The 23,761-nt window shown below is 65.8% G+C and carries 20 protein-coding genes; 12 read left to right on the forward strand and 8 right to left on the reverse strand.

Going from position 1 to position 23,761, the window contains the following annotated elements; all coding sequences use genetic code 11:
- Positions 1-131: 131 nt before the first annotated feature.
- Positions 132-1,556, reverse strand: a complete 1,425-nt coding sequence (locus tag OIU93_RS03440) for an MFS transporter (protein ID WP_264268682.1) — start codon at positions 1,554-1,556, stop codon at positions 132-134.
- Positions 1,553-2,659, reverse strand: coding sequence for an MBL fold metallo-hydrolase (locus OIU93_RS03445; RefSeq protein WP_264268683.1), 1,107 nt, complete (start codon positions 2,657-2,659; stop codon positions 1,553-1,555). Before OIU93_RS03445 ends, OIU93_RS03440 begins: the two co-directional genes overlap by 4 nt.
- A gap of 157 nt (positions 2,660-2,816) precedes the next feature.
- Between OIU93_RS03445 and OIU93_RS03450 the strand changes: the two genes are divergently transcribed.
- Positions 2,817-3,707: a LysR family transcriptional regulator gene (locus OIU93_RS03450; protein ID WP_264268684.1), complete on the forward strand. Its 891-nt coding sequence runs from the start codon at positions 2,817-2,819 to the stop codon at positions 3,705-3,707.
- 222 nt (positions 3,708-3,929) lie between these two features.
- Here OIU93_RS03450 and OIU93_RS03455 read toward each other — a convergent pair whose 3' ends face one another.
- Together OIU93_RS03455 and OIU93_RS03460 are read right to left on the reverse strand one after the other, a co-directional pair.
- A complete protein-coding gene (locus OIU93_RS03455; RefSeq protein ID WP_264268685.1) occupies positions 3,930-4,619 on the reverse strand; it encodes a PIG-L deacetylase family protein in 690 nt (229 codons plus the stop codon).
- Between the two features lie 231 nt (positions 4,620-4,850).
- Entirely contained in the window at positions 4,851-5,600 is a 750-nt protein-coding gene (locus OIU93_RS03460) for an IclR family transcriptional regulator (RefSeq protein WP_264268686.1), read from the reverse strand.
- A gap of 302 nt (positions 5,601-5,902) precedes the next feature.
- On the opposite strand from OIU93_RS03460, the gene betT reads away from it, so the two are divergent.
- From betT to OIU93_RS03485, 5 genes are all read left to right on the forward strand, one after another.
- Positions 5,903-8,107 (forward strand): choline BCCT transporter BetT, encoded by a 2,205-nt coding sequence (gene betT / locus OIU93_RS03465; protein WP_264268908.1) that lies wholly within the window; start codon positions 5,903-5,905, stop codon positions 8,105-8,107.
- Positions 8,108-8,266: 159 nt separating this feature from the next.
- Entirely contained in the window at positions 8,267-9,475 is a 1,209-nt protein-coding gene (locus OIU93_RS03470; RefSeq protein ID WP_264268687.1) for a thiolase family protein, read from the forward strand.
- A gap of 63 nt (positions 9,476-9,538) precedes the next feature.
- A complete protein-coding gene (locus OIU93_RS03475) occupies positions 9,539-10,210 on the forward strand; it encodes a 3-oxoacid CoA-transferase subunit A (protein ID WP_264268688.1) in 672 nt (223 codons plus the stop codon).
- On the forward strand, positions 10,210-10,866 hold the full coding sequence (locus tag OIU93_RS03480) for a 3-oxoacid CoA-transferase subunit B (protein WP_264268689.1): 657 nt from the start codon (positions 10,210-10,212) through the stop codon (positions 10,864-10,866). Before OIU93_RS03475 ends, OIU93_RS03480 begins: the two co-directional genes overlap by 1 nt.
- A gap of 115 nt (positions 10,867-10,981) precedes the next feature.
- Positions 10,982-11,779 carry an IclR family transcriptional regulator C-terminal domain-containing protein gene (locus OIU93_RS03485; protein ID WP_264268690.1) on the forward strand — a complete coding sequence of 266 codons (798 nt, stop codon included), beginning with the start codon at positions 10,982-10,984 and terminating at the stop codon, positions 11,777-11,779.
- Here the strand turns inward: OIU93_RS03485 and OIU93_RS03490 are convergent.
- Positions 11,776-12,954 carry an FAD-dependent oxidoreductase gene (locus OIU93_RS03490; RefSeq protein ID WP_264268691.1) on the reverse strand — a complete coding sequence of 393 codons (1,179 nt, stop codon included), beginning with the start codon at positions 12,952-12,954 and terminating at the stop codon, positions 11,776-11,778. The two genes, OIU93_RS03485 and OIU93_RS03490, sit on opposite strands and share 4 nt — an antisense overlap.
- A 228-nt stretch (positions 12,955-13,182) precedes the next feature.
- On the opposite strand from OIU93_RS03490, the gene OIU93_RS03495 reads away from it, so the two are divergent.
- Positions 13,183-14,580: an MFS transporter gene (locus OIU93_RS03495; RefSeq protein WP_372342862.1), complete on the forward strand. Its 1,398-nt coding sequence runs from the start codon at positions 13,183-13,185 to the stop codon at positions 14,578-14,580.
- 77 nt (positions 14,581-14,657) lie between these two features.
- On the opposite strand, the gene OIU93_RS03500 is transcribed toward OIU93_RS03495, so the two are convergent.
- Positions 14,658-15,536 carry a LysR family transcriptional regulator gene (locus OIU93_RS03500; RefSeq protein ID WP_264268692.1) on the reverse strand — a complete coding sequence of 293 codons (879 nt, stop codon included), beginning with the start codon at positions 15,534-15,536 and terminating at the stop codon, positions 14,658-14,660.
- Between the two features lie 132 nt (positions 15,537-15,668).
- On the opposite strand from OIU93_RS03500, the gene mmsB reads away from it, so the two are divergent.
- The 4 genes from mmsB (at position 15,669) to OIU93_RS03520 (ending at position 20,603) form a co-directional block, all read left to right on the forward strand.
- Positions 15,669-16,589 carry a 3-hydroxyisobutyrate dehydrogenase gene (mmsB, locus tag OIU93_RS03505; RefSeq protein WP_264268693.1) on the forward strand — a complete coding sequence of 307 codons (921 nt, stop codon included), beginning with the start codon at positions 15,669-15,671 and terminating at the stop codon, positions 16,587-16,589.
- 2 nt (positions 16,590-16,591) lie between these two features.
- Positions 16,592-18,100 (forward strand): CoA-acylating methylmalonate-semialdehyde dehydrogenase, encoded by a 1,509-nt coding sequence (locus OIU93_RS03510; protein WP_264268694.1) that lies wholly within the window; start codon positions 16,592-16,594, stop codon positions 18,098-18,100.
- Between the two features lie 119 nt (positions 18,101-18,219).
- Positions 18,220-19,221 carry a quinone oxidoreductase gene (locus OIU93_RS03515; protein WP_264268695.1) on the forward strand — a complete coding sequence of 334 codons (1,002 nt, stop codon included), beginning with the start codon at positions 18,220-18,222 and terminating at the stop codon, positions 19,219-19,221.
- 173 nt (positions 19,222-19,394) lie between these two features.
- On the forward strand, positions 19,395-20,603 hold the full coding sequence (locus tag OIU93_RS03520) for a glycerophosphodiester phosphodiesterase family protein (protein WP_264268696.1): 1,209 nt from the start codon (positions 19,395-19,397) through the stop codon (positions 20,601-20,603).
- Between the two features lie 83 nt (positions 20,604-20,686).
- Here OIU93_RS03520 and OIU93_RS03525 read toward each other — a convergent pair whose 3' ends face one another.
- On the reverse strand, positions 20,687-21,079 hold the full coding sequence (locus OIU93_RS03525) for a VOC family protein (RefSeq protein ID WP_264268697.1): 393 nt from the start codon (positions 21,077-21,079) through the stop codon (positions 20,687-20,689).
- Between the two features lie 29 nt (positions 21,080-21,108).
- Positions 21,109-22,464, reverse strand: coding sequence for a D-serine ammonia-lyase (locus OIU93_RS03530; RefSeq protein ID WP_264268698.1), 1,356 nt, complete (start codon positions 22,462-22,464; stop codon positions 21,109-21,111).
- Between the two features lie 223 nt (positions 22,465-22,687).
- Here OIU93_RS03530 and OIU93_RS03535 point away from each other — a divergent pair, with 223 nt between their 5' ends.
- Positions 22,688-23,734 carry an NAD(P)-dependent alcohol dehydrogenase gene (locus tag OIU93_RS03535; RefSeq protein WP_264268699.1) on the forward strand — a complete coding sequence of 349 codons (1,047 nt, stop codon included), beginning with the start codon at positions 22,688-22,690 and terminating at the stop codon, positions 23,732-23,734.
- The last annotated feature ends 27 nt before the right edge of the window (positions 23,735-23,761 follow it).

Below are 23,761 nucleotides of genomic sequence, written 5' to 3' on the forward strand. Positions count from 1 at the left end.
TGGAAGCGCAAGGCCAACGGAACCGCGGTGGTGTTCCGGCTGCACTTCAACACCGGGCAGGGGGCCCGCACAGCGGGCCCCCTGCCTTGATCTATGGTTCGAGGCTTTCCGCCCCTTCGTTTGCGTGAGTTCTAGCTTCGAACTCTTGCGCCGGCATCTGGGCGGGAATGCCTCGTGACTGCATTCGGTGCGTTCGTACCCATGTCCGCATCCAGGTTCTGAATATCGGATCCGGAGCGGTCCTTGGCGTACAGCAGGGCGACCAGCGACATGGTCGAGAAGGACATCCAGAGCAGGGCTACCAGCCAAAGGTCCCCGCCGCCGGCGATGACCAGGGCGGTGGCGATCATCGGGGTGAATCCTGCGCCAAGTGTGGAGGCCATCTGGTAGCCGATGGAGGTTCCCGAGTAGCGCACCGCAGTCGGGAAGAGCTCGCCGGCGAAGGCGCCGTAGGGCCCGGAGGTGAAGCCCTGGACAAGGCTCAGACCCAGCACGATGGCCAGCATGAAGGCAACCGTGTTGCCCATGTCGAGCAGCGCCATGACCGGAAAGGCCAGGACAATGGCTCCTGCGTTGCCCCAAATGAGGATCTTTCGCCGGCCGAGCTTGTCGCTGAGCTTCGAGGCAACGATGATGGCCAAGACGGTGAAAAGGCCGCCAAAGGCCTTGATGTTCAGTACCTCGGTCTGTGCCAGGATGGCTTGCTGCACGGCGAAGGAGATCGCCCAGGCACCCATCAGGCCCTGCGCCATCTGGCCGGAAAGCCCGGACACCATGGCAATCAGCAGCGGCTTGCGGTGATGGCGGAAAAGCTCGGCGATGGGAATGCGCTTCTTGGCCTCCTGCGAAGACTTGGAAACCTCGGTAAAGACGCGGGATTCGGAGACCTTCATGCGGATGAAGATGGCCAGCATCATGAGCACGGCGGAGAACACGAACGGTACGCGCCAGCCCCAGGCCAGGAACTGTGCCTTGGGCAGGGTCGACATCGCCGAAAGGATCAGGGTGCCCAGGATGGTTCCGGCCGGCGCCCCCATGTAGGCGAAGGCTGAAGCGAATCCGCGTGATCCCTTCTTGGAGTTCTCAAAGGCAAGCAGCATGGCCCCGCCCCATTCCCCGCCCACGGCCAGGCCCTGGAAGACACGCAGGGAGACCAACAAGATGGGCGCCCAGATCCCGATCTGTGCGGTGGTGGGCAACAGGCCGATCAGCGTGGACGCGATGCCCATGGCCAATACGGTGGTGATCAAGATGGCCTTGCGCCCGATCTTGTCTCCCAGGTTGCCGAAGAGGAACGCGCCGAGGGGCCGGGCGATGTAGCCGACCGCCAGGGTGCCGAAGGAAACAAAGAGCGCAACGTTCGGGTCCAGGTCTGCAAAGAACACTTGGTTGAATACGATGCCTGCGGCCGTCGCGTAGAGGATGAAGTCGTAGTACTCGACCGCTGTGCCCAGGAAGCTGGAAAACAGGATCCGGCGCATCTCCTTCGGATTGGCGTGATAGACCTTTCCTTCCGGTGCTGGGCTTGCCGGATCGGCAGTGCTGCTGTGGCTCATGGCGTGGTCCTTTCAGTGCTCGAAATTGGGAATTGGCGACTGGTCGCGCTGGAGGAAGACAATCGGGCGGCGGCGCGGGCGGCGGGGCCGAATGGAATGACTTCCAGGTCGTCTGGGATCGAGAGGGTCCCGGCAAAAGTCGAGCGGGCCTCTTGCCAGGCTTCGGGCGGAGAATAGCTCGGTACCAGGTGATGGAGCGCCAGGTGGGTGGCATCGGCATCGCTGGCGATTCGGCCGGCTTCCGCCGCCGTGGTGTGTGCGCGGCGGTGGTGGTCCATGGTTGCCTGCAGCATCTGTGCGTCGGAGTATTGTGCGGCAAGGACTTCCAGATTGATGGCCTCGTGCAGCAATAGGTCGGTGCCCCGGGCAAGGCGAACCATGTTGCTGCAGGGTGCGGTATCCCCGGATATGGTTACGGATCCGCCAACGGTCTCGAAGCGGAAGGCGTAGGCCGGGGCGGTGGGATGGTGAGAGACCAGAATGGCCGTGACGGTCACATGTTCGTCCCGGAAGACTTCGATGGGTTCCATCTCGGGTGCGACGTCGGTGTCGGGGTCAAACCCGATTCCCCCGGGCAACCGGATCTCTCGCGGATCGAACTGCGCCGCAGGGGAAACCGCGAGGGAGTCGAAGATCCGGTCGTTGCAGTCGGTCGCGTAGGCCGAAAGGATGCCTGACACCAGACCCTCGATGCCGGGTGTTGGGCGATGCGGGGCAATCGGCGTTGGGGTGGCCGTGGCCCGCGGGGAGAGCGGCGGCAGCTTGCCGCGGTCGCCCGGTCCGACGATGGGAATCGGTCCGCGGGGGCTGTTTTTGAGTTCGAACGCCCCGAAGAGGAGCAAGGAGGGCAGATCGACGGTGTGGTCGGAGTGCATGTGGGTGATGAAGATGCCGCCGAGGTTCGACATCGATAGGCCGGCTGCATTCGCCTGGCGGCCGGCACCCTGACCACAGTCGACCAGGTACCAGGTTTCGCCGACCACCACCGCAGTGGCAATACCGAACCGCGGCGTACCCTCGTGGTCCTTCCACCAGCGGGGTCCGCCCGCGGTGCCGAGGGTGACTACATAGGGAATCATCGGAGACGGGCTGGCATCGGTCATGGTGGAGCTTCTCGCTTTCCGGCGGGTGGATGAATAAGTCGGAGACGAGGCTCCTGGCAGAAAGGCTTGCGTGCCGACTTATTGCTTGACTCCATCTTGGTGTCGTCCATCACATTTGCCTAGCTAGAATAGTTGCACGCGGTCATAAGGAGAGCTAATGAGCGAAATCACGCTGCGGCAACTCGAGTACTTCGCGGCGATCGCGGAAACCCAGTCGGTCACCAATGCGGCCCGTCATTGCCATGTCAGCCAAGGGGCGGTGAGTCTGGCGCTGGGACAGTTGGAGCATGCCCTGGGAGTCACACTTGCGATGCGGCAGCGGGGCCGCGGCATTGCGCTGACGCCAGAGGGGCAGGAGGTTGCCACGCGGGCTCGATTCATTGCCGACCAGGTCGAACGGCTGCGCGACGCCGTCTCCAAGGCGCACACCGGCCTGTCGGGGCGGCTGAGCATCGGGGTTTTCACGACGTTGGCGGTCCACGTGGTCCCGCATCTCATCGATTGGTTCTGCGCTCGCCACCCCGAGGTGCAGCTGGTGTTCGTCGAGGGCAGCGGCCCCGAAATCCAGGAGGCATTGTTTGCCGGGCGCACGCAGCTGTCAATCGGCTACGAGACTCAGTTCGGCCAAGACTGCACGATGGAAGTGCTCCAGGAATTCCACCGGAAGGTCGCTGTGAGCCCTTCGCATCCGCTGGCAGAATACGAGGAAATTGGTTTTGCCCAGCTTGCCCAATTCCCTGCGGCCTTCCTGAACCTGGAACCGGCACTGCAGCATACGCTGGCGGAATTCCAGCGTCATGGCGTCACCGCGAACGTCGGCTGGCTTCTGGCCAACGTGCCCTCCATCCATTCGATTGTGGGCCGGGGATTGGCCTACTCGCTGCTGATGCAACCGACCGAGAACAGCATGGAGGATCGCCCGCTGGTCTTCCGTTCCCTCTCCGATGAAACCCAGGCCAACTCGCTGGTGGCAGCGGTGCCCACGGGCGTCAGTCGCAGTGCCATGGTGGCGGAAGCGCTGGCCGCCCTGCATGCCCAATGGAAATGAGGCCGGTCGGGCAGGATGCCTTCCGGACGGGAATCCGCCCGGATGCTGCCCGGGTACCTGCCGTGGATTGGAATTTGCGGAGCGGCGGCGCTCCGCACGCTTCTCCAGTGGAAGAAATTGGGGTGGCGGATCCTGAAGGTCTACGGCTTGGGACCATGGCCGGACATCGGCCATCCGGTAGTACTGAAAATGTAGGGAACGAGTCCGCGGCGCCGCTGGAGGTCAACCAATCCTGATGGCCCGAACACCCAGCGCATGGTTCCTGCCCGCCGCCTTGCCGGTCCGGTCCAGGATCGAGGTGATGAGTTCTAGAGGTGGCGGGTGATCCGGCAGCGCGGCAAGGTAGGCTTCATGTGCGCCGAGCGAGGCGACCGCGAGGTCCACCGAGTGCTTGCTGACGGGTATGGCGTGGGTGTTTCGGGACTCGGTGACCAACAGCCAGGAGACTGACCACGCTTCGTCCACCGCTTCGCCTCCGGTGGTGCGAAAGAGCCATGGGTTGTCAGCGTCCCGAATTGCGCCAACGACCGCAAGCCCTGCAGCCCTGTGGTCCGCGTGGTTGAGTCCCCATGGGGTCTCCAGGTCCCACGTCATGGTCATGACCGCATCGGGTTTGAAGCGGCGGATGTGCATGGCAATTCGTTGCCTCAGGGCCAGCCCCGGTTCCAGCAGCCCATCGGGAAAATCCAGGATGGCCAAGTCGGAAACCCCAACGATTTCGCAAGCTCGCCTTTGTTCTTCGGCGCGAAGGGGACCTGCGGCGGCCGGTGGCAGGTTCCGTATGCCTGATTCGCCCGATGTCAGCAAGAGATAGCCCACCTCGACTCCCTTGGAAGTCCACTCGGCCACGACGGCCGAAGCGCCGTATTCCATGTCGTCGGGGTGCGCCACCACGCATAGCACGCGTTGCATGGCTGAATCGTCCAAAATCGGAAGCGGTTTTGTTGGACCGAAATCTTTTGCAACCGCGGAATCGTTGCCCATTTATTCAGTGTAGGGCGCCATGCATTGCCTCTGGCGCGGTGGTTTCGGGCTGATCCACCTCTGTTTCCCCGGGCCAGGGACGCTTTCCCGGCACCCCCAATTTCTCACGAGCCTTGAACCATGCCGCTGTAGCGGCCATGGCTACTTCAGCTGCAGGGATCAGGTGTCGGTCGCGGGAACCAGTGCGCGTCCGATGCCGCGCACCGCGGTCTGAAGGGCCATCACCGCAGCGGGCAAAAGATCCGAGCCGCGCGGAAGCACCACCGCGAGGACGGCCAGCGCATGGCCGCGGCCATCGAGGATCGGTGCGGCGGCGCCGGTGGATTCCGGGTCGATGAACCCGTCGAAGGTCGCGTACCCGCTGCGCCGGATCTCGGCCAGCTCGTGGCGCAGCTTCGGGTGGCGGGCCAGCATGGCCTCGCCGTGGCGTGCGAGGTACCCCTCCAGCACGCTGGCGGGGGAGTAAGCCAGCAGGGCCATGCCCATGGAGGTCAGGTGGACCGGCATGCGGCCTGCCACGTTGGCCTGGTTGACCACCGATCCGGGGCGCGAGAGCCGCTCGATGACCAGCACGTCGTCCTCGTGCAGCACCGCCAGCTGGGTGTTCTGGCCCACCAGCTGGTTGATGTCCTCCATGAAGGGCAGGGCCGCCTGGCGCAGGCTCAGCGTCGAGGCGCTGCGGTTGGCCAGTTCCCACAGCCGCAGCCCGAGGCGCACCTGGCCGTCGGTGTCGCGGGCCAACAGGCCGTGGGCAACCAGGTTCTCCAGCAGCCGGTAGGTGGTCGCCCGGGGCACATCGGCGCGGCGGGCGAGCGCGTTGACCGTCAACGTGGGATTTTGCGCGTCAAAGGCATCGAGGATCCGCACGAGGCGGTCCAGCATCGAGTCGCCGCTGCGCGAATTGGCCATGAAACCACTGTAGAACAGTTGGAATCCGGTATTGGCCGCGGGGTACAGCGGAACCGCGGCAGCGCCGCGTGGAGATTAAAGTAACCGCGGCCAATCTTCCGGATTTCGGCGGACAAAGCCTACGATGAGCACAGCAGGCAACCAGGTGCAATAGGTTCATCCGACCCCGCTTTTTGCTGTTTGACAAGCGGTTCCCCCTCCCGTGGACCCACATGTGGCAACACCTGGTCCACCGACCAAAGGAGAAGCACGTGGCCGAGCCAGAAGACCCCGGGAAGAAGCTGAACGAACGTCCCGAATCCATGCCCGAGCGCAGCCGCTTCGGCGTCAGTGAACGGCGCAAGGACCCGGTCGCCGAGGAATTCCGTGCCCCGATCACCAGCACCGAACTGAGCAAGGGGCCCGGCGAACTCGTCGAGCATGCTGGCCCCACGGTCAACTGGCGCGTCTTCCTGATCTCCGCGGCCATCATCCTTGCCTTTTCCATCTGGGCCATCATCGTGCCGGACAACGCTGCGGCCTCGATGCGGGCGGCTGTCTCCTGGATCTCGATCAATCTCGGCTGGTTCTACGTCGTGACGGTCACCCTGGTCGTCCTTTTCGTCCTCTGGGTTGCCTTCTCCAGGGAGGGTAGCGTCAGGCTGGGACCCGACCACTCGCGACCGCAGTACAACCTCTTCACCTGGGTTGCCATGCTCTTTGCCGCCGGCGTGGGCATCGACATGCTCTTCTACTCGGTGACCGGACCCATCACCCAATTCATCGCCCCGCCCTCCGTCGACGCCGAGTCGGCCGCCGCAGCGCAGGACGCGGTCGTGTGGACGATGTTCCACTACGGCATCGCCGGCTGGTCCATGTATGCGCTGCTGGGCATGGCCATGGGCTACTTCGCCTACCGCTGGGGCATGCCGCTGTCCATCCGCGCCGCCCTCTACCCGCTGCTGGGCAAGCGCGTGCGGGGGGTGACGGGCGATGTCATCGACATCTTCGCCCTGGTCGGCACCGTGTTCGGCGTGGCAACCTCGATGGGCATCGGCGTGGTGCTGCTCAACGTCGGGTTCTCCTGGCTCTTTGGCCTGCCCGAGGGCCTGGCCCTGCAGATCGCCCTGGTGTTGGTGGCGGTCATCATGACCATTGCCGCCTGCACTTCCGGGGTCGACAAGGGCATCCGGCTGGTCTCCGAGCTGAACCTCTGGTCGGCTGCGGCCATGATGCTCTACATCCTGATCACCGGCAAGACCTCCTTCCTGCTCACCGCCTTGGTGGAGAACATCGGGCGCTTCATCTTCACGCTGCCCGAACGCACCCTGCAGACCTTCGCCTACGAGGACGGCGGGGCCGAGTGGATGGGCAGCTGGACCCTCTTCTTCTGGGCGTTCTGGCTGGCCTGGGGCCCATTCGTCGGCCTCTTCCTGGCCCGCATCTCCCGTGGCCGCACGCTGCGCGAATTTGTCATCGCCGCGATCACCGCCCCGGTGCTCTGCGACTTCTTCATCGTCTCGATCTTCGGCAACAGCGCCATGAGCGAGGTGCTCGGCGGCAACACGGAGTTCGCGAAGCTGGCCATCGAGAGCCCGGAACACGGCTGGTACGCGTTGCTGGAGATGTTCCCCGGCGCCCCGTTCCTGATCGGCCTGGCCACGCTCTCGGGCCTGCTCTTCTACCTGACCAGCGCCAACTCCGGCGCGATGATCATGTCCAACTTCTCCTCCTCCATCCCCGACCCCTCGCAGGACGGGGCCAAGTGGCTGCGCATCTTCTGGGCGCTGGTCACTGCGGTGCTGACCGTGGCGATGCTGATAGCAGGCGGGGTGACGACCATGGAGCACGCGACGCTGATCTTCGCGCTGCCGGTGACGATCATTGCCTACTTGGTCATGGCCTCCTTCTCCAAGGTCCTGCGGATGGAACGCGCCGAGCGCGAGGGCCACGTCATGCGCCGCCGCTCGGTCGCCGCGCACGGCGGGGCCGCCCCGGAGAAGACCTGGCGCCAGCGGATGGCGCAGCTGCGCGCCTACCCGTCCAACAAAGCCGTCGCGCAATTCGTGGAGCGGACCATCCACCCGGCCCTGGAAGAGGTGGCGGGCGAGTTCAACAAGCTGGGCTACCAGGCGGAGCTGACCTCCACGCCGAACGCCAAGACGCACATCGACGAGCACACGCTGCTGGTCCACATGCACGACCACCGCAACTTCCACTATCAGGTGGCGGCGGTGGAGGCACCGGTGCCCGCGTTCGGCGCGCGCACCGTGTCCCGCGAGGTCGATGTGTACTTCCGCCTCGAGGTCTTCACCCAGACGGGAACCGAGGGGTACGACCTGATGGGCCTGAGCAAGCAGCAGGTCATCAACGACGTGCTTGACCGCTACGAGGCGCACCTGTCGTTCCTGAAATACTCCTCCGAGCACGACTACGCCTCGATGCTCACGCCCCCGCGCCCGGCCACGGGCATGATCCCGCAGGTGGACGGGGACCCGGACCATGAGGACGGCAAGGGTAGGGAGTAAAGCGTCCCCGGGAGCCTCTCCCGGGGAGGTCGCGAATCGACGGCGCACGGGAATACTTCCCAAACCCCTTGATGGGAGCCGGGCCTCCTGATAAAGTTCATTTAGTGAACAAGCGTTCGCGATGCGAACAAATCGACCAGGAAGCCAGGACCCCACATCATGAAGCAGGCGTACCTCTACGACGCGATCCGCACCCCCTTCGGCAAGATCGGCGGAAGCCTTTCCTCGCACCGCCCCGACGACCTGGCCGCGCACGTGGTCCGCGAGCTCGTTGCCCGCGCGCCGCAGCTGGATCCGGCTTCCATTGACGAATCGATCTTCGGCAACGCCAACGGCGCCGGCGAGGAAAACCGCAACGTGGCCCGCATGGCCACCCTGCTGGCGGGCCTGCCCACCTCGCTGCCCGGCACCACCATGAACCGCCTCTGCGGCTCCTCGCTGGACGCGGCCATCGCCGCCGCCCGCCAGGTCAACACGGACGACGCGGACCTGGTCCTGGTCGGCGGCGTCGAATCCATGAGCCGCGCCCCGTGGGTGCTGCCCAAGACCGAGCGTCCCTTCCCGATGGCCAACCTGGAACTTGCAAACACCACCCTGGGCTGGCGCCTGGTCAACCCGGCCATGCCCAGTCAATGGACCGTGTCCCTGGGCGAGGCCACCGAACAGCTGCGCGAAAAGTACGAGGTCACCCGCGAGGACCAGGACGAGTTCGCAGCGCTCTCACACACGCTGGCAGCCGAGGCCTGGGCCAACGGCAAGTACGACAACCTCGTGGTCTCCGTGCCCCCGGCCAACAAGCGCGGCACCGAGGTGACGATGGATGAGACCATCCGCCCCGGTTCCACCGCCGAGACCCTGGCCGGGCTGCGCCCCGTCTTCCGCGACGCCGCCACCGGAACCGTCACCGCCGGCAACGCCTCGCCGATGTCCGATGGCGCCTCCGCAGCCTTCATCGGTTCCGAGCGCGGCGGCGAGCTGCTGGGAGCTGCCCCGCTGGCCCGCATTGCCGGCCGCGCGTCCTCGGCACTTGACCCGCAGTACTTCGGCTTCGCCCCGGTGGAGGCCGCCAACAAGGCGCTGGCCAAGGCCGGGATCTCCTGGTCCGACGTCGCAGCAGTGGAACTCAACGAGGCCTTCGCCGCCCAGTCGCTGGCCTGCGTCCGCGCCTGGGACATCGACGCCGGAATCGTGAACGCCTGGGGCGGCGCGCTGTCCATCGGCCACCCGCTGGGCGCCTCGGGCCTGCGCATCCTGGGCACCCTTGCACGCCGCCTGCAGGAGAACAACCAGCGCTGGGGCGTTGCAGCAATCTGCATCGGCGTCGGCCAGGGCCTGGCCGTCGTGCTGGAAAACCCGAACGCCGCCTAGGCACCCTCGGGGGAGTTGAACCCCCCCATCCCCTGACCGAACAGATTTAGGAGAGAACAACTTATGGCACCACGTATTGCCACTTCGGCGGCCGAAGCCGTCGCCGATATCAAGGACGGAGCCACAGTGCTCATCGGAGGCTTCGGCAACGCCGGCCAGCCGATGGAACTGATCGACGCACTCATGGAGTGCGGCGCCAAGGAACTGACCGTCGTGAACAACAACGCCGGGCAGGCCGACGCCGGCCTGGCCCTGCTCATCAAGGAACGCCGGGTCAAGAAGGTCATCTGCTCCTTCCCGCGCCAGTCCGATTCCTGGCACTTCGACGAGGCCTACCGCGCCGGCGAGCTCGAACTCGAGCTGGTCCCGCAGGGCAACCTGGCCGAACGCATCCGCGCCGCCGGCGCCGGCATCGGCGGGTTTTTCACGCCCACCGGCTACGGCACCATGCTTGCCGAGGGCAAGGAAACCCGCATGATCGATGGCAAGGGCTACGTGCTCGAGACCCCGATCAGTGCCGACTTTGCCCTCATCAAGGCGCTGCGCGCCGATGAGCTGGGCAACCTGGTCTACCGCAAGACCGCCCGCAACTTCGGGCCCATCATGGCCACCGCCGCGAAGCAGGCCATCGTGCAGGTTTCCGAGATCGTCCCCGCCGGGCAGATCGACCCGGAAACCGTGATCACCCCCGGCATCTTCGTCGATACCCTCGTCACCATCGGAGGCACCAAGTAATGAGCCAGTACAACTCCACCGAGGCCGCGCTGACCCGCGACGAAATGGCCAAGTTGGTCGCCGCCGACATCCCGGCCGGCGCGTTCGTGAACCTGGGCATCGGCCAACCGACCAACGTGTCGAACTTCCTCACCACCGAGCAGGGCGTCACCCTGCACACCGAGAACGGCATGCTGGGCATGGGCCCGGTCGCCACCGGCGAGGACGTCGACGAGGACCTGATCAACGCCGGCAAGATCCCGGTGACCGAGCTGCCCGGCGCCAGCTACTTCCACCACGCCGACTCCTTCGCGATGATGCGCGGCGGCCACCTGGACGTCTGCGTCCTTGGGGCCTTCCAGGTCTCGGCCGAGGGCGACCTGGCCAACTGGCACACCGGCGCCCCGGGCGCGATCCCGGCAGTCGGCGGGGCCATGGATCTTGCCATCGGCGCCAAGCAGACCTGGGTCATGATGGGCCTGTTCACCAAGACCGGCGAGTCCAAGCTGGTCGAGGCACTTTCCTACCCGGTCACCGGGCTGGGTTGCGTTTCGCGCATCTACACCGAGTCCGCGATCTTCGTCATCGACGAATCCGGGGTCACCGTTCGTTCGACGCACGGCATCACCTTCGAGGAACTCGACGCCAAGATCCCGGTGGACCTGATCAAGGCATAGCCCTGCAAGTCTGAAAGAATGGGGGCCGCCGAAAGAACGCCCCCATTCTTTTTGCCTTCCCCCGTCCATGTATTTTGGGCGGCAACCACCGATGAATACACAGGAGCCATTCGCCATGAGCCAGGATGCAGGAACCGCCGCAGCTGGCGGCTCCACCTCGGTCCAGTCCCTGGCTCGAGGCTTGGATGTCATCTGCGCCTTCGACGCCGAGCACCCCTCGATGACCCTGAGCGAGGTCGCCAAGCGCACCAACCTCTCCCGTGCCACGGCCCGCCGCTTCCTGCTGACCCTGCAGGAGCTTGGCTACGTGCGCGGGGACGGGAAGTTCTTCGAACTCACCTCCAAGGTCCTGCAGTTGGGATACTCCTACCTCTCCAGCGCCACGCTGCCGCAGCTGATGGAACCGGTGCTCGAGGAACTCTCCTCGCAGGTCCACGAGTCGGCCTCCGCCTCGGTGCTCGAGGGCAGCGAGATCCTCTATATCGCCCGGGTGCACACCCGCTCGATCATGCGCGTGGGCATCAGCGTCGGGACGCGTTTCCCCGCAGCCAACACCTCAATGGGCCGGGTGCTGCTGGCCTACCAAGCGCCCGGGGTGCTGGAGCAACTGCTGGCCGCGGGGGTGAGCGCGCCGACCGGACACGGGATCGGCAGCGTTGCGGAACTGCGCGAGGAACTCGAGCGCGTGCGCACCCAGGGCTACGCGATCGTCGACCAGGAACTCGAGGTGGGCCTGCGTTCGGTCGCGGTCCCGGTGTTCGCGGCCGACGGGGCCGTGGTCGCCGCGATGAACGTGTCCATGGGCGTGGGGCCGCAATCGCCGGTCAGTGCGCAGGACGCCGCGGCGCGCGTGCTGCCCGCGTTGCAGCGGGCCGCACACCAGGTCCAGGAAGCACTGGCCGCCAGCCGCTAGGCGGAATCGGCGGATCGAGCGACCCCGGTGGCCCGCGCCGGCACGGCAAGGGTGCGACGCGCGGCAAACTTCGCCGGTGCCGGACCGCTGCCGCCGGCCAGGTCCGCCAGGATCCTCCCGATGACCGGCGTGAACTTGAATCCGTGGCCGGAAAACCCGGCACCGATCACCAGTGGCCCGATGCGGTCCAGGACAAAATCCTCGTCCGGCGTGGTGGTGTAGGTACAGCTGACCTCCGTGAAGGAATCGGCATCTACGCCCGGGAGCCACTGCCGGGCATAGTCCTGCAAGGCACGCAGCTGGAGCGGCTCGGCGGCGAAACTTCGCCGGTCGGGATGCGTCAACGCCCCGGTTCCGTGCCAGCCCGCCTTGATCCCCTCGCCGGGTGTCAGCATGCCGTAAACCGGGGAGTAGGCATTTTCAAAGCCGGGGGAACCCGGAACCAAGGTGTGGTTGAAGCCGGGCCACACATCCTCCTGCCGTCGCCGGGCAAAGTGCACCGGCTGTTCCTGCGTGATGCGCAGGGCCGGCAGGCGCACCGATCCGGGGAGCAGCTCGCCGGTCCAGGCGCCCGCGGTGACAACGACGCTGCGGGCCTCAACGGTTTCACTGCCTTCCGCGGTTTCCAGGGCCAGGTGGACCTCCCTGTCCCCGGCGATTTTCATCCCGGTGACCCGCACCCCGTGGCGGATGAGGGCGCCGTGCCGCTGCGCCACCTGCTGGAAGGACGGCAGGGCCAGATCGGGGTTGAGCTGCCCGCCGTCGGGCATGTGCAGCGCGGGGCCCGCGAAGCGAAGACCGCTCCAGCGCTCACCTGCCTCCGCGGCCGACAGTTCCGCCGCCGCGATGCCCGCAGCCGTCAGGGACGCCAGCACCCGTGCCTGTTCCCGCGGGGCGCCGTGGTTGACGATTCCCGTGCGCGTCACCTGGGCCTGGCCGCTTTGTTCGCCGAGCAGGTCCCAGAGTCCGAGTGCCTCGGCGAGCATGGACACGTAGACCGGATCCGCATAGCCAAGGTTGAGATTCCGGGTACTGCCGTGGGATGCGCCCAGGGTGTGCCCGGGGGCGAACTGCTCCAGCAGCGTGACCTCGCGGCCGCGTGTGGCCAGTGCCCAGGCGGTGGCCGAGCCCATGGCCCCGCCGCCAACCACTACGGTATCCAAGCGGGTAACCATGTCGCGTGTTCCTTCCGTCGAACCACCAACCAGTCTATGCATCAGCCCACCTGTCCGCCGCCGAGGCGCATGCCCGTGCATTGCCGCACGGCACATGTGCCCAAACGGGCCACGTCATCCCGGGTGCAAACGCTTCCAACTTCATTGTGACCTGGGCCATACTCGGAGTCGTGATCGGCAAGCGGCAATTGCCCCAGGTGCCGTCCGTGGAACCTTCGGAGGTTGGAAGTGGCTTCATCTCGCCCCAGCAGTGCCAGTATCCAGGAGCGCAAGGGACTCAAGCGCGTGGTCGTAGCCTCGATGGCCGGAACGGTCGTCGAATGGTACGAGTTCTTCCTGTACGCGACGGCGGCAACGCTCGTCTTCAACAAGATCTTCTTCCCCGAGGCAGCCAACGAGCTCGACAACATCATCAAGGCTTTCCTGACCTACGCCGTGGGCTTCATCGCCCGCCCGATCGGCGGCATCGTCTTTGGCCACTTCGGTGACAAGTACGGCCGCAAACACCTGCTGCAGGTGGCCATCATCCTGGTGGGCGTCACCACCTTCCTGATGGGCTGCCTGCCAACCTTCGACGCGATCGGCTACGCGGCGCCGATCCTGCTGGTGGTCCTGCGCTTCTTCCAGGGCTTCGCCGTCGGCGGAGAATGGGGCGGGGCGGTGCTGCTGGTCGCCGAGCACGCACCGGACAAGGAACGCGGGTTCTGGGCCTCCTGGCCCCAGGCAGCGGTGCCGGCAGGCAACCTGCTCGCCACCATCGTGCTTCTGGTGCTCTCCTCCACACTGTCCGAGGAGGCCTTCCTGGCCTGGGGCTGGCGGATCGGCTTCTGGCTCTCGGTGGTCATCGTCGCGGTGGGCTACTACGTGCGCACCCGGATCTCCGACGCCCCGATCTTCCAGGAGGCCAAGGCCGAGCTGGAGCAGAACGCCGAGGCCGGCTACGGCGTGGCCGAGGTCTTCCGCCGCTACCCGCGCGGCGTGTTCACCGCCATGGGCCTGCGGCTGGGCGAGAACATCCTCTACTACATGGTGGTGACGTTCTCCATCACCTACCTCAAGACCCAGCTGAAGATGGACACCTCCACGATCCTGCTGCTGATGCTGGTGGCACACCTGATCCACTTTGCGGTCGTTCCGCTGATCGGTCGCTACACCGACAAGCTGGGCCGCCGCCCGGTGTACGCGCTGGGCGCCGCGCTCATGCTGGTCTGGGGATTCGTGGCCTTCCCGCTGTTCAACACGCAGAACGACTTCGTGATCCTGCTGGTGGTCGTGGCGGGACTGCTGGTCCACGGCCTGATGTACGCCGGGCAGCCGGCCATCATGGCCGAGATGTTCCCGACCCGCATGCGCTACTCCGGGGTCTCCCTGGGCTACCAGGTCACCTCGATCGTGGCCGGCTCGATGGCCCCGATCATCGCCACCTTCCTGCTGAGCATCTACGGGTCGTGGGTGCCGGTGGCCATCTACATCGGCATAGCGGCGATCATCACCCTGGCCGTCGTGTACTCCATGCGTGAAACCAACGGTATTTCCCTGCACGATATCGACGAGGCCGACCGGGCCCGGACGATCGTCATCAACACGGAGGCTTCGGAGGCCGCGGCGCGCGACAGTGTGAAGTAGTACCGAGACATGAGGCAACAATGCCTGTGGGACGCGGCCAATCGTCGCGTCCCACAGGCATTTGCGCGCCCGGGTTCCTACGTGGTGGCATCTCCCATGGCCGCAACCGCCGCCAGCACCGCCGGGTTGCGCAGCGCCTCTTCGCGCCCGACCACCCAATAAGTGGCAGCATGTGCATAGTCATCCGGCAACAGACGCACCAGATCGGCCTCGAGGTCGGCCAGGAAGTCCGGCAGGATGCCGATCCCGGCCGAGGCCTTGGTCGCCGCAATATGGGAGAACACGCTGGTGGAGGTGATGCCCCGGGGCATCGGCGGCAGCGCTTCGGTCGCACTGTCCAGCTCGTCAATGGTCAGCGCGGATTCCACGTAGTAGTTCAGGCGGTGCGAGACGAGATCGGCAAGCCCCTGCGGTTCCCCGTGGTCGGCAAGGTACTCACGGGAGGCATAGAGCCCCAGGTGGTAGGTGAGCAGCTCGGTCGCAACCGCCTTGTGCACGTGGGGCTTGCCCACCACCACTTCCAGGTCGACTCCCGACCGGGTTTGCCTGGCCCTCTGGGTTGCGCTCATCAGCTCGACAGCAAGCCGCGGGTGCTTGCGTTGCAGGGCAGCCATGGCAGGGGTCGCAAAATGCGCGGCGAAGGCGTCCGGCACCCCGATGCGAACCGTTCCGGCGAGTTCGCCGGTGGCACGGGTCTCGGTGAGTCCCGTCAGTGCCCGCTCGATGTCCTCGGCGACCCCCAGGGCGCGACGTCCCAGGTCTGTGACCTCCCAACCGGAGGGTGTGCGCGTGAGCACGCGGCCGCCCACTGCCTTTTCGAGGGCGGCAATGCGGCGCGACACGGTCGAATGGTTGACGCCCAGCACGTCGGCCGCCGCGGTGTAGCGCCCGAGTCGGGCCACCGAGAGAAAGGTGATCAAGGATTCCAGGTGGTGGTGGTCAAGGGTGCGTTCCATGTACTCATTGTGCGTTGACGCACATGAGTGGTGCAAACCTGGGCCCATCTTGTGCGTTGAACGTCAAGAAGTGGGCACATAGTGTGGTGGCTATCACAGCCCGATCGGGCGGACCACGGCGCAGGAGGAATCATGGCAGTTTACGGCTGGATCGGACTAGGAAACATGGGCGGGCCAATGACCGCAAATCTCGTTGCGGCCGGGCACCAGGTCAAGGGATACGACCTCAACCCGGAGGCCTGCATCGCAGCGAAGGAACACGGCGTCGAAATCGTTGGCTCCATTGCCGAGGCGGTCCAGGGATCCGATGCGGTCTTCACCATGCTCCCCAAGGGCGAGCACGTCCGCAGCGTCTACGAGGGCCATGACGGAATCTGGGCCCACGCCACCGCGCAGACGCTGCTGCTGGACAGCTCGACGGTAGACATCGAAACCTCGCGCTTTTGCCACGAAGGCTCACTCCAACGCGGCCTGAAATTCGTCGACGCACCGGTCTCCGGGGGAATCTCGGGGGCCGCCGCCGCAACCCTGGCCTTCATGGTCGGGGGAATCCCGGAGCACACGGCCGAAGCGGTGGAGCACATCAAGCCGCTGGCGGGCAAGACCATCGTGGCAGGCGGGGCCACGACCGGTATCGCCGCCAAGATCTGCAACAACATGATGCTCTTCATCGACCTGATGGCCTCGGCCGAGGGCTCCCAGCTGGCCGAGAAGCTGGGGCTGGATCCCAAGGTCTTCTGGGAGATCGCCTCGGTCTCTTCGGGACGCTCGTGGGCGCAACAGACTTGGTACCCGGTGCCAGGCGTCATCGACACCTCGGCTGCAAACAACAACTTCGATGCAACGTTCCGGGTGGACCTGGCCCGCAAGGATGTCGGGTTGGCCCTGGACGCGGGCGAGATGACGGGAGTCAAGCTCCCCGCGGCGACCCTGGCACGCGAGCACTTCGACGCACTGATCGCCGAAGGCCTGGGAGACAAGGACTGCTCCCTGATCGTCAAAAACGTAACACCGGACGGCACCGTAGCCGGCTACACCCAGGAGAAGAACTGACCATGTCGCAAACCCTTGAACACCTTTCCGTGTCCACCATCGGCCACCGCATCGGCGGCACGTCCATCACCGACTCCGAACGCTTCGGCCCGGTCTACAACCCCGCCACCGGGGAACAAACCGGCCAGGTAGCACTGGCCAGCGCACAAACCGTCCGCGAGGCAACCACCACCGCGGCTGCGGCACAGCGCGGTTGGCGCCGCCTGGGACTGGCCAAGCGCAGCCAGATCCTCTTCAAGGTCCGCCAGCTCATCGACGAACGCCGTGCCGAAGTCGGCGCGATCATCACCGCCGAACACGGCAAGGTCCTCTCCGACGCCGACGGAGAGATCGTCCGCGGCCTGGAAAACGTGGACTTCTGCACCGGGCTGATGCACCACCTCAAGGGCGAATACGCCGAACAGGTCGCCACCGGCGTCGACGTCCACCAGACCCGGCAGCCGCTGGGCGTGGTCGCCTGCATCACCCCCTTCAACTTCCCCGCCATGGTTCCGCTATGGATGATTACCACCGCCATCGCCGCCGGCAACGCGGTCATCCTCAAGCCCAGCGAACGCAACCCCTCGGCAGCCAACTGGATTGCCTCGATCTTCGAGGAGGCGGGCCTGCCGGCCGGGATCCTGAACGTCGTGCACGGTGACAAGGAAGCCGTCGACGAGATCCTCGCCAACCCCGGGATCACCGCAGTATCCTTCGTCGGATCCACGCCGATCGCCAAGTACGTGTATTCCACCGCGGCGGCAAACGGCAAGCGGGTCCAGGCGCTGGGAGGCGCCAAGAACCACATGGTCGTGATGCCCGATGCGGGCCTGGATGCCGCCGCGGATGCGGCGATCTCCGGCGCCTATGGCTCGGCCGGGGAACGCTGCATGGCCGTCTCGGTCGTCGTGGCCGTCGGCTCCATCGCCGATGAACTCGTTGCCAAGATCTCCGAGCGCATCCCCGGGCTCAAGGTCGGCGACGGGACGCACCCGGACTCGGAGATGGGCCCGCTGATCACCGCCGCCGCACGGGACCGGGTGGCAGGATTCATCGCCTCGGCCCAGGAAGAAGGTGCCGAGGTATTGGTCGACGGCCGAAACCAGCACTTCGATTCCAACGGCTACTTCATCGGGGTCTCGCTCGTTGACCACGTGAAGCCCGGGATGCGGGTCTATGACGAGGAGATCTTCGGCCCCGTCCTGGCCGTGGTGCGCGTGGAGGATTACGCGCAGGCCGTTGAGTTGATCAACTCGAACCGCTTCGCCAACGGCACGGCGGTCTTCACCCGCGACGGCAAGACCGCCCGCGAGTATGAGTTCGACATTGAGGTCGGGATGGTGGGCATCAACGTGCCGATCCCGGTGCCCATCGGCGCCTTCAGCTTCGGCGGGTGGAAGGACTCGCTCTTCGGCGACACCCACATGTACGGGCCGGAGTCCTTCAACTTCTACACCCGGCGCAAGGTCGTCACCAGCCGCTGGCCCGACCCGAGCGAATCCCAAATCGAATTGGGATTCCCCACGCACTGACCGAGTTTCCGCGCCAGGCTGGGTCGGGAACCCCCACGGGGGCGCTCGACCCAACCTGGCGTGGGGACCATCGAACACAGCCATAGATTTCGATTTAACCCAGGACAGGATAACGCGACATGCCCGAGTCCATGAACGCCGTGGTGGTTTCCGAACACGGAGGCCCGGAAACCTTTGAATTTCGGCAAGCCGAGCGGCCGTCGCCAGCGGCGGGCCAGGTCCTGGTGCGGTTGTCCGTCGCCGGGGTGAACTACCTCGACGTCGCCCAACGCAAGGGGGCAACACCGCTGCGGGCCCCGTTCCTTGCAGGGGTCGAGGGCGTGGGAGTCATCAAGGCACTGGGCGAGGAGGTCACCGGGCTTGCGCCCGGACAGCGCGTGGGGTGGCTTGCCGGAGGCCAGGGGAGCTTCTCCGAGTTCGCGGTGGTCGATGCCTCCAAGGTGGTGTCGATCCCCGACAGCATTGACGACGCCACAGCCGTGGCAGCGTTGATGCAGGGCATCACTGCCCACTACCTGGTGCATGACACCTACGCCGTCGGCCCGGGCGACACCGTGCTCATCCATGCGGCCGCCGGGGGAGTGGGCCAATGGCTGACACAAATCGCAAAGCTGAAGGGTGCACGGGTCATCGGGACGGTTTCCACCAAGGCCAAGCAGGACGTGGCGCTGGCCAACGGGGCGAATGAGGCCATCGGCTACGAAGGGTTTGCCGACAAGGTCCGCGAGCTCACCGGAGGGGAAGGCGCATCGGTCGTTTACGACGGGGTTGGGAAGGCGACCTTCGACGAAAGCCTGCAGGCCCTGCGGATACGCGGCGTGCTGGTCGCGATCGGCGGCGCCAGCGGACCGATTCCAACCCTGGACGTGAACTCGCTGGCCGGGCTTGGGTCCCTGTACGTCACGCGGCCGACCGTGGTCCACCATGTGCGCACGTCGGAGGAAATTGCCGGTCGCGCCGCTGACATCTTCGACTGGATCGCTTCGGGGGCCATCAAGGTTCCCCAGGTGACGCCGTACGGCATCGCCGATGTCGTCGAGGCGTTCAAGGCGCTGGAATCCCGCGGCACCACGGGCAAGGTGGTCCTGAAGCACTCGGCGGACAGCCGCCACATGGAGTAACCGACGTGGCCGGGCGGATGGGTCCGAATCCCGCCGGCTCCCGGGGAAGTCAATCCTGTCCGGCGGCGTCGTACGCGGGATCTTAATGCGCGGTTCACCTCACCGTGGCCGCAGCGTTGTTCGGGACGGGCAGCGTGGTGGGTGTCCGTCCCCGACATCGAAGGATCCCCATCATGAAGCTTCGCACCATCACCCTTGGAACACTCACCGCATGCCTGGCCGCAGGGCTGGCAGTCCCGGCCGTTGCAGCCCCCGTCGTACCGCAGGAGAACGAGGCGCCGATCCTGATCGGCCACCGCGGAGCAGCCGGCGTCGCACCGGAGAACACCCTGGCCGCCGTCAAGGCCGGCAGCCAGTCGGGTGCCGACTTCGTCGAGATCGACGTTCAGCTCTCCAGCGACGGCGTCCCGTTCATCTTCCACGACAACACCCCCGCACGCACCACCAACGTCGCCGACGTGTTCCCGGACCGGGTCAACGACCCGATCACTTCCTTCAGCTGGAACGAGCTGCAGCAGCTCGATGCCGGATCCTACTTCTCGGCCGACTTCGCCGGCGAGAAGATCCCGCACTTCGATGCCGTGGCCGACGTTCTCACCGGGGAGACCGGCGTGTTCATCGAGATCAAGTCCCCGTCCCAGTCCCCGGGCGTCGAGCAGGTCGTTGCCGAAGCCCTGGCCAACGATGCCGAATGGAGCGAGCTGGAAAAGGCCGGCAAGATCGAGGTCCTGGGCTTCGACGCCGCCTCGAACAAGGCTTTCGCGGAGCTGGCCCCGGAGGTCCCGCTGCAGCAGTTGACCGGCACCGTCCCCGGCGACGCGGTCCTGGCCGACTACGCAACCTACGCCGATTCCTTCGGCACCAGCTACCGCACCCTCGACGCAGCAGGCGCAGCTCGGGTCAAGGAAGCAGGCCTGGGCCTCGGCGTTTACACCGTGAATTCCACCGAGGCCGCGGATGCAGCCCTGGAACTTGGCGTCGAGCGCATCACCGGCGACTTCCCGCAGCAGGTCAACCGGCACCTCAATGGCCAGAAGGTCTTTCCATCGAACAACGGAGTTGTCATGTCAAACGCGATCAACGACGTGCCGGGCAACGACCTTCAGCCGGAAACCGGCGAACACGTCATCCTGACCAATAACGGCAACCGCACGATCGACGTCGGCGGCTATGTGCTGCGCGATGCAGCCAACAACATCCTGCGCATCGGCAAGGGCTTCAAGCTGACGCCGGGTGCGGAGCTGCGCGTGTACTCCGGGCCCGGTACCAACACGGCCGAGGCGTTCTACCTGGGCGGCGAGACCGCAGTCCTGAACAACGGCGGCGACTCACTCGGCCTCTGGACCGCCAAGGGCCAGCTGGCCGATACCTTCGCCAACTAGCTCCGGCAGCAGCAACTGCCGCACCAAGACGGCCGGGCCCACCCCAATCGCTCTAGGGGTGGGCCCGGCTTTCTTGTGTCTGCCTACAATGCGCGCACATCGCGCCGGATCGGATGGTCCTCGGGAACCTGCACCAGCACGATCCGGGTGCCGTCCGGGTCCTGGATCCATCCCTCGATCAGGCCCCACGGCTCGGTCCGCGCCTCCCGAGCGATCCCGACGCCGAGGCCCGCGAGTCGCTCCAGTTCCGCCTGGACGTCCCGTACCTGCAGCCAAAGCACCAGGGACGAGTCGCTGCCGACCTCTCGGGTACCCGCAACCTCGAGCAGGCCGTTGCCCAGGAAGAACACCAGCCCAGCGTGCTCGGCCGTGCCGAACTCCCGGGACACCGCCAGGCCCAGCACATCGCGGTAGAACGCTTGGGTCTCGGTCAGGTTCACGGGCCGCAGCAGCACCCGGCTTGAGAGGATCTCCATGGACCCCAATCTACCGGTGGCAGAGGTCCCTAGCGCCAGGAAACCTCGTCGGCCAGCCCCTGGCCCTCGGCCACATAGCCTGCCATCTCCGCAGACGGGACCATGGAACCGCCGGTTGACCACACCACATGGGTCGCGTTGGCCAACGCCGCATCATCCAGCCCGAACGCGGCGCGGTATGTTTCGTCTTCGAGGATGCGCCACGGCCCGGCGAACCCGGCCGCTGCGGAAGGCTCCACGTCGATGCCCTCGGTGTCGTGCAACAGGCCGACGAACGCCTTCATACGCTCGTCGGTGACGGTCACGTAGCCATCGATCAGCTGCTGCAGGTGCTCGCCGACCAGCCTCGAGGGGCGGCCCACTGCCAACCCGTCCGCGGCGGTGAGTCCGTCCAGGCCGATGTCCGCCACGGAAATTGAATCGTGCAACCCGGTGCGCACGCCCAAGGACATGCAGGGGGAGTTGACCGGCTCGGCGAAGACGCAGTGCACCGCGTCCCCGAAGGCAGCCTTGAGGCCGAAGGTGACGCCTCCCGGTCCGCCGCCCACGCCGCAGGGCAGGTGAACGATCAGCGGGTGCCGCTCATCGACCCTGACGCCCAAGGACGCCAGCTGCCCGGCCAGGCGGGCCCCGGCGACCGAGTAGCCGGCGAACAGGCTCAGCGAGGCCTCGTCGTCGACGAACCAGACGCTGGGATCCGCTTCGGCGGTGCGGCGTCCGGCGGCCACGGCATCGGAGAAGTTGCCCGCGTGCTCCACGACGTTGACGCCGCGGGAGCGCAGCAGCTCCTTTTTCCAGGCCCGGGCATCCATCGACATGTGCACGGTGGTGTTGAACCCGAGCTCGGAGGCGACAATGCCGATCGACAGGCCCAGGTTGCCGGTGGATCCCACGGCAATCCCGTGGCGCGAGAGCACCTCGCGCACCTCGGGCCGTTCCAGAACGCGGGCATCGTCCGTCCCGGCCATCAGGCCGGCGGCGATGGCGATGCGCTCAGCGACCTCGAGCACCTCGTGGATGCCGCCGCGTGCCTTGATCGACCCGCTGACCGGCAACGAATCATCGCGCTTGAGCCACAGCTTGCCCGGCAGCACGCGACCGAATCGGCTGCCCAGTTCCTCCTGCATGTCAGGGACGCCGACCAGCGGGGATTCGAGGATGCCGTGCGTAACGCGGGTGTCAGGGAAATGCTCGGCGAACCAAGGGGCGAAGCGGCCGAACCGGACCCGGGCGTCGTCCACGATGGCCGGGTCGATGCCCGAGGCGTCGATTCCCGCCTGGGTATCGGTCGGCTTGGCGGCGAACCAGGCGGTCTCCTCGGCCCGGGCCAGGGCCGCGACGACGGGATCGGTAAGGAGTTGCTCGAGGTCGAAGGCTTGGTTCATTGTCGTGGGAATCTCCATGTTTGCGGGCATTCTGCTTCCCAATGTAGGACACCGGATTGTCGGCGGCGAATCGGCGGCGGTCAGACCCGGCAGGAAGGATGCTCGTAAGGCACCTCAGCGGCAGAGGGACGCACCGTTGGGAACGACCGTGGAATTGACGAGTGACAACCGTTAGCGTGAGTCCCGTGAAGAGTTTGCCCATCCAGCAGGAAGAAGGCACCACATGCGCGCGTTAGTTTTCGAGGAATGGAAGCAGTTTCCGACGCTCAAGGAAGTCCTAAAGCCGGAACCTGGCCCGGGTGAGGTCTTGCTCAAGGTTGCAGGCGCCGGGGCATGCCATTCAGACGTGAGCATCTTCCAGGATTTCACGGCAGAGATGCCGGGCAACATGAAAGCGGGATTTACGCTCGGGCATGAAAACTCCGGATGGGTGGATTCAGTCGGCGAGGGTGTCAGCGGTGTCAACATCGGAGAAGCCTATTTGGTCTATGGTCCCGTTGGCTGTGGCCGGTGCAAGGCCTGCTCACGTGGACAAGACACGTACTGTGAAAACGCCGCGACCAATCCGTACGCCGGGATCGGACTGGGGCGCGATGGCGGCATGGCCGAGTATGTCGCGGTTCCGGCACGCAACTTGATCCCGCTGGGCGATGCCGATCCGATTGCCGCTGCACCGCTCGCGGACGCGGCCCTTACCCCCTATCACGCGATCAAGGGTGCGCTGCCGCACCTGAATGCGGGCGGACGATTTGCGTTGGTCGTGGGCCTGGGCGGACTGGGCCAGATCGCGGTGCAGATACTCAAGGCGCTCACCGGCGCCACCATCATCGCCACGGACATGAAGCCCGAAGCGATGGCCAAGGCCGAAGAGGCCGGGGCCATCACCGTTCCATCCGGACCCGACCAAGTCCGGAAGATCCGAGAAATTACGGGCGGACGTGGGGTCGATGCGGCATTCGATTTCGTGGGTGTCACCCCCACGTTGGCGACCGCCACGGCTTCAATGGCGCAGGGCGGCAAGCTCGTCGTCGTCGGGATCGCCGGTGGCGTGCATGAGTGGAGCTTTTTCACCACTCCGTACGAGTCGGTCATTACCAACACCTATTGGGGAACCATTGAGGAGCTCCACGAGGTTGTCGACATGTATCGGGCGGGCCAGATCACTCCGGAAATCGAGACGTACTCGTTGGAAGACGGACTGGAGGCCTACCGGAAAATGGTGGCGGGCAAGCTGAACGCCCGGGCGGTCATCGTTCCGCACCAGGACTAACGAATCGATGCCCCGTCGCCGCTTGCG

The organism is Paeniglutamicibacter sp. ZC-3 (assembly GCF_025847175.2).
Classification (GTDB): Bacteria; Actinomycetota; Actinomycetes; order Actinomycetales; family Micrococcaceae; genus Paeniglutamicibacter; species Paeniglutamicibacter sulfureus.

Coding starts and splice junctions, on each gene's coding strand:
- OIU93_RS03530 (WP_264268698.1), bottom strand. CDS start 22,464: ATGAACCAAGCCTTCGACCTCGAGCAACTCCTTACCGATCCCGTCGTC.
- OIU93_RS03460 (WP_264268686.1), bottom strand. CDS start 5,600: ATGGCCAATTCGCGCAGCGGCGACTCGATGCTGGACCGCCTCGTGCGG.
- OIU93_RS03525 (WP_264268697.1), bottom strand. CDS start 21,079: ATGGAGATCCTCTCAAGCCGGGTGCTGCTGCGGCCCGTGAACCTGACC.
- OIU93_RS03485 (WP_264268690.1), top strand. CDS start 10,982: ATGAGCCAGGATGCAGGAACCGCCGCAGCTGGCGGCTCCACCTCGGTC.
- OIU93_RS03535 (WP_264268699.1), top strand. CDS start 22,688: ATGCGCGCGTTAGTTTTCGAGGAATGGAAGCAGTTTCCGACGCTCAAG.
- OIU93_RS03490 (WP_264268691.1), bottom strand. CDS start 12,954: ATGGTTACCCGCTTGGATACCGTAGTGGTTGGCGGCGGGGCCATGGGC.
- OIU93_RS03455 (WP_264268685.1), bottom strand. CDS start 4,619: ATGCAACGCGTGCTATGCGTGGTGGCGCACCCCGACGACATGGAATAC.
- mmsB (WP_264268693.1), top strand. CDS start 15,669: ATGGCAGTTTACGGCTGGATCGGACTAGGAAACATGGGCGGGCCAATG.
- OIU93_RS03440 (WP_264268682.1), bottom strand. CDS start 1,556: ATGAGCCACAGCAGCACTGCCGATCCGGCAAGCCCAGCACCGGAAGGA.
- OIU93_RS03480 (WP_264268689.1), top strand. CDS start 10,210: ATGAGCCAGTACAACTCCACCGAGGCCGCGCTGACCCGCGACGAAATG.
- OIU93_RS03475 (WP_264268688.1), top strand. CDS start 9,539: ATGGCACCACGTATTGCCACTTCGGCGGCCGAAGCCGTCGCCGATATC.
- betT (WP_264268908.1), top strand. CDS start 5,903: ATGCCCGAGCGCAGCCGCTTCGGCGTCAGTGAACGGCGCAAGGACCCG.
- OIU93_RS03500 (WP_264268692.1), bottom strand. CDS start 15,536: ATGGAACGCACCCTTGACCACCACCACCTGGAATCCTTGATCACCTTT.
- OIU93_RS03470 (WP_264268687.1), top strand. CDS start 8,267: ATGAAGCAGGCGTACCTCTACGACGCGATCCGCACCCCCTTCGGCAAG.
- OIU93_RS03515 (WP_264268695.1), top strand. CDS start 18,220: ATGCCCGAGTCCATGAACGCCGTGGTGGTTTCCGAACACGGAGGCCCG.
- OIU93_RS03450 (WP_264268684.1), top strand. CDS start 2,817: ATGAGCGAAATCACGCTGCGGCAACTCGAGTACTTCGCGGCGATCGCG.
- OIU93_RS03510 (WP_264268694.1), top strand. CDS start 16,592: ATGTCGCAAACCCTTGAACACCTTTCCGTGTCCACCATCGGCCACCGC.
- OIU93_RS03520 (WP_264268696.1), top strand. CDS start 19,395: ATGAAGCTTCGCACCATCACCCTTGGAACACTCACCGCATGCCTGGCC.
- OIU93_RS03445 (WP_264268683.1), bottom strand. CDS start 2,659: ATGACCGATGCCAGCCCGTCTCCGATGATTCCCTATGTAGTCACCCTC.